We start from the raw sequence: 15180 nt of genomic DNA on the forward strand, positions 1-15180 counted from the left end.
CAGCTTCGAAAAGTAGTACTGAAAGCGATACTGCAGTACCGTCTGGCGTATGGCAACCCCGGTGAAGATGACGGCCAGACGCCTCGCGCTGTTCGACGCGCTGGTGGCCCTGATCCTCGACGAGGGGTTCGCGCATCTCACGCTCGACGACCTGGCGGCGCGGCTGCACTGCTCGAAGTCCACGCTGTACCGCCTTGCGGACAGCAAGGAACAGTTGGTCCGCGCTGCCACGGTCCATTTCTTTCGCGGAGCCACCGAACAGGTCGAGGCGAGCGTGGCCGGTGCGGTGGACGCCCGGGACCGCATCCGCAGGTACCTCGAAGCGGTGGGCGAGCAGCTACGTCCGGCGTCGCCGCGGTTCATGGAGGACCTCGCCGCCGATCCAGCAGTGCGTGAGGTGTACGAGCGCAACACGCGGTTCGCGGCCAGGCGCGTCCAGGAACTCATCACCGAGGGGGTTGCGGCGGGGGAGTTGCGGGACGCGCACGCCGCCTTCGTCGGGGACGTCGCCGCCGCCGCGATGGTGCGGATTCAGCAGCGCCAGGTGGCTGCCGCGACCGGTCTGGACGACGCCCAGGCGTACGAGGAATTGGCGATCCTGCTGACCTGTGGACTCTGATCGGGCGCTCTAGGATCGAACCCGGAAGGGAGCGATCCGATGGAATGGGAACATCCGCTACGACTCGAGGTGATCGTCGGTAGTGTCCGCGTCCAGCGGTTCGCCCCCGTCGTCGCCGACTGGTTCGTGGAGCGGGCCCGGGCTCGCGGGGAGTTCGACACGGCGGTGCTCGATCTCGCCGAAGCGTCGCTCCCACAGGATCTTTCGCGCACCCGCGAAGTCGACGACTTCACCGAGCGTATCGGGAACGCGGACGCGTTCGTCGTCGTGACGAGCGAGTACAACCACGGCTATTCGGCGGCGCTCAAGACCGCACTCGACACCGTCAAGTACGAGTGGCGCGCCAAGCCCATCGGTTTCGTCGCGTACGGAGGCATGTCGGGAGGGCTGCGGGCAGTGGAGCAACTGCGTCAGGTGGTGGCGGAACTGCACATGGTCTCGGTCCGCGAAGCCGTCAGTTTCCATCAGGCGCGCAAGCACTTCGACCCGGCGGACGGCGCTGCGAACGATGCCGCCGGGCGGATGCTCACACAGTTGGCGTGGTGGGGGGATGCGCTACGCACGCGGCGCGGGCACGTGCCCTATCCGGGCTGAGTCTCAGTGCGCGCCGACGAGCCGTGACGGGCGCGGACGTCCGAGGAAGGCGGTCTCGGACGAGATCGTCACGAGCGCCAGGTCGATGCTGCGGCCTCCCGTCGTGAGGATCACGCGGTCACCGGACGCGCCGGGTTGCAGTATCGATACGTCGACCGTTGGGGCCGTTGCCGACGCGGGCGCAGCGGTGGGCTGGACATGGACGGTCGTTACGCCCGGCCGGGCGGGCGGAGCCGGGGGGCCGTCGACGACGAGAGTGTCGAATCCGGTCTCGGCCCAGGCGGATCCGTGAGCGAGCCGAAGTCGTTTGGGCGCGCCGATCGCCTCTACCAGTGTCGTCCACGCATGAGGTCTGTCGGTGTGGACCAGTACCCGCGCACCGGTCCCCACGGCCCGGAACACCACCTGCTGCGCCAGGTACAGCTCGCCGTCGACCAGTACGTCGCGCACACCTGGACCGGACAGCCGGATGGCGACGGCGTGGCCCTGGGCGTCCGAACCGACGAGTTGCCCGCAACCGGCCACCGGCAGGTGCAGGCGGTCGAGGTGGGCCGGGTCGGTTGCGCGCAGGGGAGTGAGGTGGTCGAGATCCGGGGACGAGACCGGCAATTGCGCGACGAGAGCGTCGCGGTGCCGGCCCTGCATCGAGATCAGGCCCGGGTGCCGCAGACCTCGGGACGGCACCGCACGGGTGGTGGTCCGGAACGCGGCACCGACGAGTACCGAATCCTTGTCTGCGGCGGGACGCAGGCGCACCGTGACGGTCGTCCCGACGCCGGGGTGCGCCCACACCGCGGTGAGCAGTTCGCGGCTGAGATGCCGGGGATCGATCGCGTTGCCGGTGTTGCACAGGCCCTGGAGCGGGACATGGGACCACTGCTGGTCCATCGCGTCGGGGTGGACGCCGCGACAGATGAGCGCGGCCGCCGACTCCACGTCGGCCGCGGGCAGGATGCGCGAGGCGTAGCCGGCGTCGCCGAGCGCCCGGACGACGCGTCGTGCGGCGACGGCGACGGTGCGTGCGGCACCCTCCTCACCGCCGCCGCGGCGCGCGACCGATGCGCCGTCGGCGGCGGCGTCGAACCGGAGCGCCACCCACACGGTGCGGCGGGCGACGGCGGGAAGCGGCCCGACCAGGTTGTCGTACACCTCGGCGGCCGGAGTGCCGGTGACGGCGCGACTCCCGTGGGCCACGATGTCGATTCCGCCGAGCGTGACGTCGTGCTGATTCAGGCACGATGCCAGCGCCGCGACGGGGAGGTGGTCGGGAGAGTCGACGCGTTCACGCGTCACCCGGGTCCAATGACCTGACGGGGGAAGCAGTTCGACGACAGCGACGACCTGGCCGGCGATCCAGTGCAGGCCGACTGTCTCGCTCGCGGCGTGGAAGTCGGTGGTGCGTCCGATCGTCGGTCTGCGGGTGCCGATCAGGCCCAGCACAGTCCCGATCCACGCCACCGCGAACCGGCCACCGACGCGAGTGAACAGTGCGCCGCCGACCACGGCGGCTGCGACGACCGCGGCCCACAACGGAACCCCCGCGAGCAGCGCGAGCAGACACACGGCCGCGCCGACCGACTGCGCGACCACGACGGTCGTCATCAGTGCTGCGGCAGCCGTGTACGGACGGCGTCCGGCACGGAAATGGTCCACGGTTCCTCCCCGATACCTGAACCAGACGGAGCGATCGGTCGTCCGCCGAAGAGTGCTTTCGAGCGAACTGTACTGTGTGGACCCGAAGCGTGCGCCTCGTGGGGGAGGGAACATGGCTGCACAGCCGACTACTCGATGGCAGGTGAGCGGATACCGATTCCTGGTCCGCCGTATGGAGCATGCGCTCGTCCGCAAGGACGTACGCATGCTGTCCGATCCGATGCGGTCGCAGTCGCGCGCCCTGGGGGTGGGGATCGTCGTGGCGTGTCTGGTGCTGGCCGGATGCGCGGCCCTGGCACTGTTCCGCCCGCAGGACAAGATCGGCAACGCGACGATCGTCGTCGGAAAGGACTCGGGCGCAATGTTCGTCGCGGTGAACGATGCGCTCCATCCCGTGCTTAACCTGGCGTCCGCGCGGCTGATCGTCGGTGAGGCGGCGAAGCCGGTGACGGTGTCGGAGTCGGAGATCGAGTCCCGGCCGCGAGGCGCGTTGGTCGGCATCCCGGGCGCCCCGTCGGCGCTCCCCGCCGGTTCGCCGGACGGGCAGCCGTGGACGGTGTGCGACACGGTGACCGCCGACGGGACCGGCTCTGTCACAACCACGGTGGTCGTCGGTGAGCCGTCGTGGAGTGATCGGGTCGGACCGCTCGGATCCGATCGTGCGCTGCTCGTCTCGCACGGCGCCGACACCTACCTCGTGTACGACGGCCGTCGCGCACCGATCGACCTGCGGGACCGCGCAGTGACCCGCGCACTCGGACTCGAAAGCGCGCAGCCCCGCCCGATCGGTCGGGGACTGCTCAACGCGATTCCGGAGACGCTCCCGATCACGCCACCGCAGATCGAGTCCCGGGGATCTGCACCGAACTATCAGATCGCCGGGCGGACCGTCGGATCCGTCGTCAAACTGATGCGCGGCGACGACGTCCGCTACTACGTGGTTCTCCGGGACGGAGTGCAGGAGATCAGTGCCGCCACAGCACTTCTCATCCAGTTCGCCGATTCCCAGGGGCAGTCGGAAATGGCGACGATCAGCCCCGACGCGCTGGCCAGGGCTCCTTTGGCGGACGTGCTCGACGTGTCGACCTTCCCAGCTGTCCCGCCGCGGCTCGCGGACCCGGCTGCCGACCCGGTCGGCTGCCTGACCTGGACTCCGCAGGGCGCAGCCCAGGGCGACGACTCCGGCCGCGTCGAAGCGGCTCTCACGCTGGCGGCGGGACGCTCGCTGCCGCTCCCCGACGATGCCCGCACGGTCCGGTTGGCGCAGGCCGACGGGTCCGGCGATCACGCGGATTTCGCCTACCAGCGTCCGGGTGCCGGCGGGTTCGTGCAGACGACGGGCCTCGAGTCCGGCAGTGCGCGAAAGGGCGGACTGTTCTTCGTCGCCGACACGGGCGTCCGGTACGGGGTCGAGAACGCCGATGCAGCGAAGGCACTGGGGTTCGAGGTTCCAGGTGCTCCGGCGCCGTGGCGGATCGTCGAATTGCTCGCTCCCGGTCCCACTCTCGGCAAGTCCGCGGCGCTGGTCGCGCACGACGGCGTGTCGGCCGACACCGATCCGGCGCCGGTGGCTGCGGGCAACTAGTCGTGTCGTGACGCCCGACGGCGGAGCGGCAGCGACGCGAGCACGCAGAGGACGGCGAGTGTGACGATCCCACCGGTCGCGGCCAGCGCCACCGTGCGGGGTCGACTGTCGGGTGGCCGCGGCGGCTGCGGTGCCGGGAGCTGTGCAGACGCGAACGCCGGTTCCGTGGCGGCGTCGTCGGGCAGATCGGCCGTGACCGCGGCAACCGGGTCGACGACACCGCGTCCGACGAACGGATTCCAGCCCTCGGCCGGAGCGTGCGCGGTGGCCTCGATCCGGGCGATCACCTGCTGCGCGGTCAGTTGCGGATACCTGGCGCGCACGAGTGCCACCGTCGCGGACACGAGAGGCGCCGCGAAACTGGTTCCGACGAAGGGCATCTGCTGCCCTTGACTGTTGGACCAGCTGCGCGTCTCGCCGGCGCCGTCGGGTGAGAGCGAGACGATGCCGGTGCCGGGCGCCGCCACGTCCACCCACGGGCCACCGAGAGTGAATTCGGATGCCGCGCCGTCCGGGTCGACGGATCCGACCGTGAGTACGTAGTCGTCGTACCACGCTGGAGTCGCGATGGTGGCCACCGAATCCCACGGGTCCGCGCCGGGATCGAGTGGGTCGGCACCAGGATTCTGGGCCATGCAGCCGCCGGAGCGGAAGTTCCCCGCTGCCGCGACGACCACCGCATTCTTCACGGTGGCCGCGTAGTGCACCGCGGCGCCGAGCGACTGGTCCGCGATGCCGTCGGAGGCCGACCGGCACGCCACTTCGGAAATGTTGACGACCGTGGCGCCGTTGTCGACCGCCTGCCGAATCGCCATCGCCATGGTCTGGGTGTTGCCGTATCCGGATGTGTTCTGGACGTCGTTCGGATCGTCCCGTCGGCGGGTTTCCGAGAAGTTGGCGCTCGACTGGCGGATCGTCATGACCCGGGCGTCGGGGGCGCCGCCCGCGAACCCCGACGTCTGTGTGGGTGCGGCGGCGATGAGACCGGCCACGATGGTTCCATGTGCGTCACAGTCGCCGGTACCGTCGCCCGTCGACACGTAGTCGCCGCCCGGAATCAGGCCGGGTAGACGGGGATGCCGAGCCACGCCGGTGTCGATCACCGCCACGGTCTGACCTGCCCCGCGGGTGAGCGGCCACACCGTGTCGAAGCTCATCGTGCGCTGCGGCAGAGGAACATTCGGTTCGCCGGCCGACACCGTCGCCGCCGCGCACGCGTTGCGCTGCTCGGTGGGCGCGAGGGGAGCGGGGCGCGCAGCACCCGGAAGCCTGCCCGGGTCGATCGGCGACGGGACCACCGCGGACCCGACTCCGCCGAGAGACATCGTGGCGACGGCGAGGAGGGAGACGATCGTCGCCGAGCGCGCGGCGGAGCGCATCCGCATCACAGCCCGCGAACGGCGACGAAGAGTCCGGACACCCAGCACGCGAGCGGTACCACGGCGGAGATGGCCGCGTAGTCGACGATCTCGGCGGCGCGGCGCTGCACCGGAGAGAACGTCCGTTGCGGGACGACGACCCCGAGCACGAGAGCCGCGACGACCAGCAGTGCGGTCGTCGCGAACAGCGGGAGGGCCGCGCTCGGGACGACCACTGCCGTCGCGACCGCCAGCAGCATCAGCACCGCGCTGCCCCCGGAGATGAGAGGGACGGCTTGTTCGGCGGAACTGTAGGTCCGTCCTCGGAACATGAGTACTGTGGCCGCAGCAACAGCCAGAGACGTTCCGGGCCAGTATATTCCGTCGGACATGCTCGGAGCCGACGCCAGCAGGGCCCCGGTCACGGTCAGCAGAGTCCACCCCGCGACCAGGCCGGTGAGGTAGCGCCGGGCGTGCTCGGCGCGCCGCTCGACCGTCGCGAACGAGGGCAGGCTCCGGGCGTCGTCCGGGTCTTCCTCGGTGGGGTCCAGCGATGTGCCCGGTGCCGGCACCGGAGGCAGCGGCAGTTTCGCGAGCATCATCGCGATCCGCGGTGCGAAGACGAGTCCGAACAGGGCCCCGCCGACGAGCATCGCTCCGACCGACCGCGTCGACTGCTCGGTGAGGACAGCGACGAGCGCGGCGAGCGACCCGAGCAGGGAGACGGACGCGGCCGTCGTGAACACGGCGTGCCCGACACCTGCGGCACGCAGGGCCACCACCGCGCAGGCGCCGACCATGACGAGCCCGAGCAGCGTGTCCGGTGGCAGGTCGTCGCCGGGGACGAAGAGGGCGCCGGCCGCGAACGCGATCGGCAGCGCCGCCGCGCCGAGAGTGAGTGCCGCGCCCGCGTCGCCGTACACCCGGCCGGCCACCGCTCCGGCGACGAGGAACGCCACGACCATCGCGAATGCGGCAACGGCCCCGATCACCGACGCGGTGGCGCCCTCGGTGCGGAGCAGCACGAACGCCCCGGCCGTGGCGGCGGCGACGGCGATCGCGGAGCCCGTCAGGCGCGCGATCCGCGGTGTCCAGGGATGTGCGTGGCCGGTATCGGCGACTGCGACGTTGTACATGACGTCGTCGAACAGTGGCGGTGGCGGGCTGGCCTCCACCGAGTCGAAGACGAGGAGTTCGCCGTCGAGGACACCGTGTTCCTGGAGGGTCGAGGCCGGTGAGAGCGGCGGGCTGCCCACCCTGGAGAGCACCCATCGGGTCGGGTGGAGACGGTCGCCGGCGACGTCGAAGTCGTTGGCGGCACTGTGCTTCTCCACCAGGTCGGCGATCCCGGGTACCAGCAGCTCGACCGGCACCGAGTTGGGAAGCGCAAGGTCGATCTGGCTGTGCGGTGTGAGGATCGTCAGCCGGCACAGGTCGGCGGCGCCACGTGGTCGGGCGCCTGTCGTACCGCCGGTCGTCTGGTCGGCGCGCAGCACAGTCACGATCGTTCCCCCCGGAATCTGCGATTCGGATCCCCATCCGAACAGCTCTTTTCGCGAACACCCGCACTGTACCGGCTGCGCCGGACCGGCTCGACCACACCTCTGCGCCACCTGTCGGGGTCGTGCGGTAGTTTCCTGTTCGCGAGTCCGGAGCCCGTGGGGGGTTACCCGGTGCGATGGAAGCGTCGCGCCGGGCGGGGGATGCGCAGTCTTCTAGGGGTGGAAGCATGGGCACTGTACGTTTCGTGCGCAAGGCGCGTCGGGAGTCGCCGCGCGCACCGGGCGGCGAGGTGAGTCTGCAGACGCCTCCCGAGATCCCCCGGACCACCCCCGGCAACCTGATGACCAAGCTGCTTCCGCTGGTCATGGTCGCGGCGATGGTGGGAATGGTGGCCCTGATGTTCACGTCGGGGATGGCGGCGAGTCCGATGTCGCTGCTCTTCCCGGTGATGATGCTCGTGTCGACACTCGGCATGCTTGCCGGATCCGGACGGGGCGGGGGAGCGAAAGCCGGTGAGACCAACGAGGACCGCAAGGACTACCTGCGCTACCTCGACCAGTTGCGGCGCGACGCTCTCGACACGGGCAGACAACAGCGTGAGGCGCTCGAGTGGAGCCATCCCGATCCCGACATGCTCTGGACGCTGTCGGGCGCCTCGCGGATGTGGGAGCGGAGGATCGCCGACACGGACTTCTGCCACGTCCGGGTGGGCCGCGGCAGCCAGCGGCTTGCCACCCGTCTCATTCCGCCGGAGACGGGGCCGGTAGAGGATCTCGAACCCGTCTCGGCGGTCGCGCTCAGACGCTTCGTTCGGGCTCACTCGGTGGTCGCCGAGTTGCCTACCGCGGTGTCGCTGCGCGGATTCGCGGCGATCGGCATCGACGGGGACCGGGCGGCAGCGCGGGATCTCTCGCGCGCGATGCTGCTGCAGCTGTGCACGTTCCACGGTCCGGATCTGCTGCAGGTCGCCGTGGTGTGCGGACCCGACACCCGCAGCGAGTGGGACTGGGTGAAATGGCTTCCGCACGCGCAGCACTCCGACAGCGTCGACGGGCTCGGCCCGTCCCGCATGATCTACGGCTCCGTCCTGGAACTCGATGCCGCCCTGGGCGGGCAGCTGGCGATGCGCGGACGATTCTCCCGAACGGCGTCACCGGTGCAGGGAGTTCCGCAGGTCGTGGTCGTGGTCGACGGCGGCATCCTCGCGGGCGACATCGCGATGGTCACCGACGGTGGGCTCGACTCGGTGACCGTCCTCGACCTCAGCGGCTACTGCCCCCGACTGACGGCCACGCGTGGACTGCAGTTGGTCGTACAGGACGGTGCGCTCGGAGCCCGCAGCGCCGCGGGCGTGGAGACCTTCGCGGTCGCGGACGCACTCACCGCGCGTGAGGCTCTGTCCGCCGCGCGACGCCTCGCGCCCTATCGGCTCGCGGCGGTCGCCGTGGCCGACGGGAGCGGTGACGGCGACGGTCCGGTCGCGGCCGGATGGAGTCGACTCCTCGGACTCGGCGACGTGGATCGATTCGATCCTGCCCGGGCTTGGACACCCCGTCAGGGACGGGACCGGCTCCGAGTGCCGATCGGCGTCGGCGTGGACGGCAGCCCTGTCGAACTCGACCTCAAGGAAGCTGCCCAGAACGGAATGGGTCCGCACGGACTGTGTATCGGCGCAACGGGTTCGGGCAAATCCGAGTTCCTGCGCACACTCGTGCTGGGCCTCCTCGCGACCCATTCGCCGGAGGCGCTGAACCTGGTTCTGGTCGACTTCAAGGGCGGCGCCACCTTCCTGGGGCTGGACCAGGCCCCACACGTCGCCGCGGTCATCACGAATCTCTCCGAGGAGATCGCGATGGTCGACCGGATGCGGGATGCGCTCGCGGGCGAGATGAATCGCCGGCAGGAGCTGCTGCGGGCGGCGGGCAATTTCGCGAACGTCACCGATTACGAGAAGGCCCGCGCCGCGGGTGCCGACCTGGCGCCGCTGCCCGCCCTGTTCATCGTGGTCGACGAGTTCTCCGAGTTGTTGAGTCAGCAACCCGAGTTCGCCGACCTCTTCGTTGCGATCGGTCGACTCGGGCGATCTCTGCAGATGCATCTGCTGCTCGCGAGTCAGCGACTCGAGGAGGGCAAGCTTCGCGGCCTGGACAGCCACCTGTCCTATCGAATCGGACTGAAGACGTTCTCGGCCAACGAATCACGCACCGTCCTGGGTGTCCCGGACGCCTACCATCTGCCGGCGACGCCGGGCGCCGGCTACCTCAAGTGCGACTCCGCGGAGATCGTGCGGTTCCAGGCGTCGTACGTGTCCGGGCCGTACGAGCGGGAGCGGACGCTCGGCACAACAGGCACTGCGGCGCCGACCGAGGACCTCCGGCCCCGATTGTTCACCGCGGAACCTGTCGCGCTGCCTGCCTCCGACGCACCCGCCGTCCAGGCCATCCCGGACGCGCCGCCCGAGGCGGAATCCGACACGAGGTCGCTGCTCGAGGTGCTGGTCGACAGGATCCGGAACTGCGGTCCGGCCGCGCACGAGGTGTGGCTGCCGCCGCTCGACACTTCACCCACGCTCGACCGGTTGTTGCCGCACACCGAGTCCGGGCTTCCGGCTCCCGCCGCCGAGGCGCTGCGGGCGCCGATCGGCATCGTCGACCGTCCGTTCGATCAACGCCGCGACGTGCTGTTCGCCGATCTCGCCGGATCGACCGGCAATGTCGCGGTCGTCGGTGGACCGCAGTCGGGCAAGTCGACCATGCTGCGGACGCTGATCCTGTCGATGGCCGCGACGCATTCGCCGCGCGAGGTTCAGTTCTACTGCCTCGATTTCGGTGGTGGCACCCTCGCCGGGCTGTCCGGGCTGCCGCACGTCGGGTCCGTGGCGAACCGTCTCGACGTGGACCTCGTGCGGCGCACGGTCGCCGAGATCGCGACCGTGGTCCGCAGACGTGAACGCCGGTTCCGCGAACTGGGTATCGAGTCGATGGCGGAGTTCCGCCGTCGACGCAGGGACGGCAGTGACGGTCCGGACGGGCTCTCCCGGGATCCGTTCGGGGACGTCTTTCTGGTCGTGGACGGCTGGCCGAGTATCCGCCAGGACTTCGAGGCGCTCGAGGCGCAGATCGCCGCGCTCGCCGGGCAGGGGCTCTCGTTCGGAGTCCACGTCGTACTGGCGACGCCGCGGTGGGCCGACATCAGGCCGGCGCTCAAGGATCAGCTCGGCACGAGGATCGAACTGCGTCTGGGAGATCCGACGGACTCCGACATCGGGCGGGCGAAGGCGATGCTGGTTCCCGCGGGACGCCCGGGACGCGGCATGACGCGCGACGGGCTGCATCTGTTGGCGGCGCTACCGCGACTGGACGGTGTGGCCCGGAGCGAGGACCTCGGCGTGGGCGTTGCCGACGCGGTGGCGCGGATCGAGGCGCTGCATCCCGGTGAGTCGGCTCCGCCCGTCCGCATGCTGCCGGAACGGGTTCCGCGCACCGATCTGCTGTCGGCGTCGGCCGGGCGCTGGCCCGAGGAGGGGCCGTGCCTGTCCGTTCCGATCGGCATCGACGAGGCGGAACTCGCTCCCGTACGTCTCGACCTCTCCGAGCAACCACATTTCCTGGTGTTCGGCGACAGCTCGTGCGGCAAGACGACGTTGTTGCGCGGAATCTGCCTCGGACTGATGGAATCGAACACTCCGCAGCAGGCGAAGCTGATCATCGGCGACTATCGCCGAACGTTGCTCGGCGTCGTGGAAGGCGATCACCTCGCGGGATACGCGGCTTCCGCAACGACTTTCACCACGATGATGAACGACCTCGCCGGAATCCTCGCGAGCCGGATGCCGGGCCCGGACACCACGCAGCAACAGCTGCGTGAACGGTCGTGGTGGTCGGGTCCGGAGATCTACGTCGTGGTGGACGACTACGACCTCGTGGCTACGTCCAGCGGGAATCCGCTCACGCCGCTGATCGACTACCTCGCGCACGCCAAGGACCTCGGTTTGCACGTGATCATCTCGCGTCGATCCGGCGGTGCGTCCCGGGCACTGTACGAACCTGTCATCGCCCGGATCCGGGACCTGATTCCCGCCGGCATCGTCATGAGTGGGAACCGCGACGAAGGCAATCTCGTCGGCGCGGTTCGTCCGTCCGAGATGCCACCCGGTCGCGGCACCTTCGTGACCCGCCGCGGAACCTCGCTCGTCCAGGTCGCATGGTTGCCCCCGTTGTGACGTCACGGTCCGTCGTGGTCCACCTCGGCGTCGACACCGTGTGGGTCGGGACGGCCACCGGCGTCGACGCGTCTGCGGACGAGGAGTTGCGCGAGTGCGTGGATGCGATCGACGACGAGTTCGTCGACTCGGCACAACACGTTCGGCCGACCGTCGAGGCGCTCGCATCCGTGATCGCGCGGGCTGTCAGGAAGGTCTCGGAGCGAGACGGATTCGTCGACGTGATGACGATTCTCCATCCGTCGCACTGGGGACGGACCCGTCGTGGCGTGCTCGGCGCCGCTGCGCGACGATCCGCGAACGAGGTGGAGACCCTGCCGATCGCGCTCGCGGTTCCCGCGCCGACCAGTTCGGGGGCATGGATCGTCGTCGAGTGTGCCGAGACGACCACCACCGCCGTTGCCGTTCGCCCGGGCCCACGGGGCACGTCTGAGATCACGGCCTGCGCGTTCGCGCCGAGCACCGGAGTGCTCGATCTCGAACCCGGGGCCCATGCCAGTGCCAGTGCCAGTGCCAGTGCCGGTGCCAGTGCCAGCGTCGGTACCGACGCCGCTCCCGATACCGGAATCGAGGCCGGTTCGGCGTGGATCGCGGTGGTGAACGAACTGATCGACGAGGTGAGTGGGGACGAGGGTGTCGGGCCCGTGTGCGTCGTCGGCCCGTCCGCCGAGACGGTCGCCCGTCTGCTGTCGACCGACGCCGGCCGCGACGTGCGGGTGGTGCCGGAACCAGCGCTCGTCGCCTGCCGCACCGCGCCCTCCGAGTCGGGTGCAGGTTCGGGCTCTGGCTCAGATGCGTCCGAGCCGGCACGGCGATCGTGGGTCGATCAGGTGCCGCGTCCGGAGCCGGTGCGCCCGACCGGTAGGTCCGTCGTCATCGGGGCGTCACTCGCGGCGGTGGCACTGCTGCTCGCGGTGGGGTCGATGCTCGCCGTGCGGTACACACGCGGATCGGAGTCTCAACCCGCCGCCGCGCCTCCGCAGCGCGTCGAGATCGGCAGGGCGAGTACCGAACTGCCCGATTCGTGGCAGGTTCGGGGTGACCGATCCGGCCGGCTGGACCTGGTGCCGGACGACGGCCGCGACGGCCGGATCGTGGTGTTGCCCACCGAACTCGCCGTCGGCTCCGCCTGGGATTCGGTGGTGCGCGGGCTCGAACGCAAGATCGGCGAGCGTGGGGCCGCGGGACCGTTCTCCGATTTCGCCGCGGACGTCGAGTTCGGCGGGCGGCGGTCCGCCGCGTACGTCGAGGCACCCGCCGACGGATCGCGGGTGCGTTGGTACGTGCTGTTGGAAGACGACGTGCAGGTGAGCGTGGGTTGCCAGTACCGCGACGCCGGGTGGGAGGCGATCGCCGACGATTGCGAGCAGGCGGTTCGCGCCGTGACGGTCGCTTCCGCGCGGTGAATCCGTGTCCGGCGAAGGCGTTCGAAAAAGTCTCGGGACGAATGGAACCGAATTCACCTGTCGCTGCGTCGAACCATATGTAGGCGCGAACTGGTAGAGGCCGAGGCCGGCTGTGGTTGTTTCACGGGGGGCTGACCCGGGCCGGGGCGCGGAAACGCGAAAACGATTCCGAAGGAGTCAGAGTGAGCGATCAGATGAAGACCACAGTCTCGACCATGGAGGACACGTCGCGTCGCGTCGGCGACGTGCGCGAGGAGATCGCCGGGCTCCTCGGGAACCTCCGGTCGGAGGTGGACGGGATTCGCGGGGCATGGGAGGGGTCGGCAGCGATCGCGTTCCACAGCCTCATGGAGCGCTGGGACGGCAGCGCCAAGAAGCTCAACGATGCGCTCCAGGCGATCGGCGAGAACATCAAGTCCAACAGCGTCACGTTCGATACGACGCAGCAGGACCACACGGCGTCGCTCAACAACGTCGCCGGCAGCCTGAACATCTGATTTTCGATCCCCGGATCACAGTCACAGAGGAGCAGCAGCACATGATGCGTTATTCGTTCGGTCAGATCGAGGCGCTCCAGCTTCGAATCGACGCCCTCCAGAAGGAGATGAACGGGAAGCTGGGCGATCTCAAGAGTTCGATCGCCCCGATGGTCGCGGAGTGGGACGGCGCTGCGTCCGCCGCGTACCAGGAGCACCAGGCCAAGTGGGACGCGGCCGCCGACGAGCTCAACCAGATCCTCGACGCCGTGGGCCGTGTCGTCGGCCAGGGCAACGCGGACATGCAGCAGGTGAACACCGCCGCTGCCAACAGCTGGGCGTAGCCTCCGCACTACGCCTGAATCGTGTGCCCCGACGTAGGAGAGACGTCGGGGCACACGTGCGTACCCGGCATTTTCCGTCGAGAACCATTGCCGCCGTAGCCCAGTCGGCGGATACTGACGTGATCCGAATGCGGTGGCGCGTCGCGCCGGACCGGGAGGCGGATCATGACGGTAGGACGAGAGACCGAAGCCGGGCTGGTACCGGTGACCGAGGAGACACGCGCCGCGCTCGCCCGAGCCGACGCGCACAGCGCCCACAACTACAGCCCCCTACCGGTGGTGATCGAATCCGGTTCCGGCGCCTGGGTGCGGGGCATCGACGGTGTCGACTACCTCGACGTACTGGCGGGGTATTCGGCGTTGAACTTCGGGCACGCGCACCCCGCTCTCGTCGCGGTGGCCCGCGAGCAGCTCGGTCGCCTCACTCTCACCAGTCGCGCGTTCCAGCACGATCGGTTCGCCGACTTCTGCTCCGACGTCGCGCGGCTGTGCCGGAAGGACGCGGTGTTGCCCATGAACACCGGCGCGGAGGCCGTCGAGACGGCGCTCAAGCTCGCGCGTAAGTGGGGTTACGAAGTCAAGGGCGTCGAGCACGATCGTGCGGAGATCATCACGTTCCGCGGCAACTTCCACGGCCGCACCATCGGAATCGTCGGATTCTCGACCGATCCCGACGCACGCGACGGATTCGGCCCCTTTCCTGCGGGGTTCCCCTCGGTCGAGTACGGCAACAGCGTCGCGCTGGCGGACGCGATCACCGAGAACACCGTCGCGGTCCTCGTGGAGCCGATCCAGGGCGAGGCCGGAGTCCTGGTTCCACCCGACGGCTTCCTGGCCGCGGTCCGGAAGCTGTGCGACGAACACCGCCTGCTGATGATTGCCGACGAGATCCAGAGCGGTCTCGGGCGAACGGGGCTCACGTTCGCGTGCGATCACGAAGCGGTCGTGCCGGACGTCTACGTGCTCGGCAAGGCACTCGGTGGTGGGCTCGTGCCGGTGTCGGCGGTCGTCGCGAACCGGGACGTCATGGGGGTGATCCGTCCGGGTCAGCACGGCAGCACGTTCGGCGGCAACGCCCTCGCGTGCGCGGTCGGCAGCGCGGTGGTGCGACTGCTCGAGACGGGGGAGTACCAGCAGCGCAGCCGCGAGCTGGGGGAGTACCTGCACCGGTTGCTGTCGGCGTTGCCCGCGGACCGGGTGTCCGAGGTGCGAGGACGCGGACTGTGGGCGGGTGTGCAGTTGGCGCCCGGGCAGCCGTCCGCGCGAGTGATCTGCGAGCGTCTGCTGGCCCGGCGTGTGCTGGCGAAGGATGCGCACGAGGGAACGATTCGGATCGCGCCGCCCCTGGTCGTCTCTCGGGCCGACCTCACCTGGGCGGTGGACCGGCTGGCCGATGCGCTCGGCTGACGCGAGGGCTTTT

General features: G+C 69.6%; 11 protein-coding genes. 8 read left to right on the forward strand and 3 right to left on the reverse strand.

Annotation, left to right across the window (positions count from 1 at the left end):
* Positions 1-49 precede the first annotated feature (49 nt).
* The gene (locus PSS76_RS06810) at positions 50-619 is read left to right on the forward strand and encodes a TetR/AcrR family transcriptional regulator (protein WP_013416887.1); all 570 of its coding nucleotides are present in this window, start codon (positions 50-52) and stop codon (positions 617-619) included.
* Between the two features lie 39 nt (positions 620-658).
* Positions 659-1213 carry an NADPH-dependent FMN reductase gene (locus PSS76_RS06815; protein WP_064057814.1) on the forward strand — a complete coding sequence of 185 codons (555 nt, stop codon included), beginning with the start codon at positions 659-661 and terminating at the stop codon, positions 1211-1213.
* Between the two features lie 3 nt (positions 1214-1216).
* Here the strand turns inward: PSS76_RS06815 and eccE are convergent, their stop codons facing one another.
* Entirely contained in the window at positions 1217-2866 is a 1650-nt protein-coding gene (gene eccE / locus PSS76_RS06820) for a type VII secretion protein EccE (protein ID WP_064076658.1), read from the reverse strand.
* A gap of 112 nt (positions 2867-2978) precedes the next feature.
* Here eccE and eccB point away from each other — a divergent pair, with 112 nt between their 5' ends.
* The gene (gene eccB / locus PSS76_RS06825; protein ID WP_064057812.1) at positions 2979-4451 is read left to right on the forward strand and encodes a type VII secretion protein EccB; all 1473 of its coding nucleotides are present in this window, start codon (positions 2979-2981) and stop codon (positions 4449-4451) included.
* Here eccB and mycP read toward each other — a convergent pair.
* A complete protein-coding gene (mycP, locus tag PSS76_RS06830; RefSeq protein ID WP_081263994.1) occupies positions 4448-5836 on the reverse strand; it encodes a type VII secretion-associated serine protease mycosin in 1389 nt (462 codons plus the stop codon). The genes eccB and mycP overlap by 4 nt on opposite strands.
* Complete coding sequence (eccD, locus tag PSS76_RS06835; protein WP_337456066.1) at positions 5836-7311, reverse strand: type VII secretion integral membrane protein EccD; 1476 nt, start codon at positions 7309-7311, stop codon at positions 5836-5838. Before eccD ends, mycP begins: the two co-directional genes overlap by 1 nt.
* 227 nt (positions 7312-7538) lie before the next feature.
* Here eccD and eccCa point away from each other — a divergent pair, with 227 nt between their 5' ends.
* The 5 genes from eccCa (at position 7539) to rocD (ending at position 15167) form a co-directional block, all read left to right on the forward strand.
* Complete coding sequence (gene eccCa, locus PSS76_RS06840) at positions 7539-11534, forward strand: type VII secretion protein EccCa (protein WP_337456067.1); 3996 nt, start codon at positions 7539-7541, stop codon at positions 11532-11534.
* Positions 11531-12940 (forward strand): type VII secretion-associated protein, encoded by a 1410-nt coding sequence (locus tag PSS76_RS06845; protein WP_237172393.1) that lies wholly within the window; start codon positions 11531-11533, stop codon positions 12938-12940. The genes eccCa and PSS76_RS06845 overlap by 4 nt, the downstream gene beginning before the upstream one ends.
* Positions 12941-13122: 182 nt before the next feature.
* Positions 13123-13437: a WXG100 family type VII secretion target gene (locus PSS76_RS06850; RefSeq protein WP_005518419.1), complete on the forward strand. Its 315-nt coding sequence runs from the start codon at positions 13123-13125 to the stop codon at positions 13435-13437.
* A gap of 41 nt (positions 13438-13478) precedes the next feature.
* Positions 13479-13760, forward strand: coding sequence for a WXG100 family type VII secretion target (locus PSS76_RS06855; protein ID WP_005518421.1), 282 nt, complete (start codon positions 13479-13481; stop codon positions 13758-13760).
* Positions 13761-13925: 165 nt separating this feature from the next.
* Positions 13926-15167 (forward strand): ornithine--oxo-acid transaminase, encoded by a 1242-nt coding sequence (rocD, locus tag PSS76_RS06860; protein ID WP_337456068.1) that lies wholly within the window; start codon positions 13926-13928, stop codon positions 15165-15167.
* Positions 15168-15180 lie beyond the last annotated feature (13 nt).

Origin of the sequence: Prescottella sp. D32 (genome assembly GCF_037287305.1) — a bacterium.
Taxonomy (GTDB): Bacteria; Actinomycetota; Actinomycetes; order Mycobacteriales; family Mycobacteriaceae; genus Prescottella; species Prescottella equi.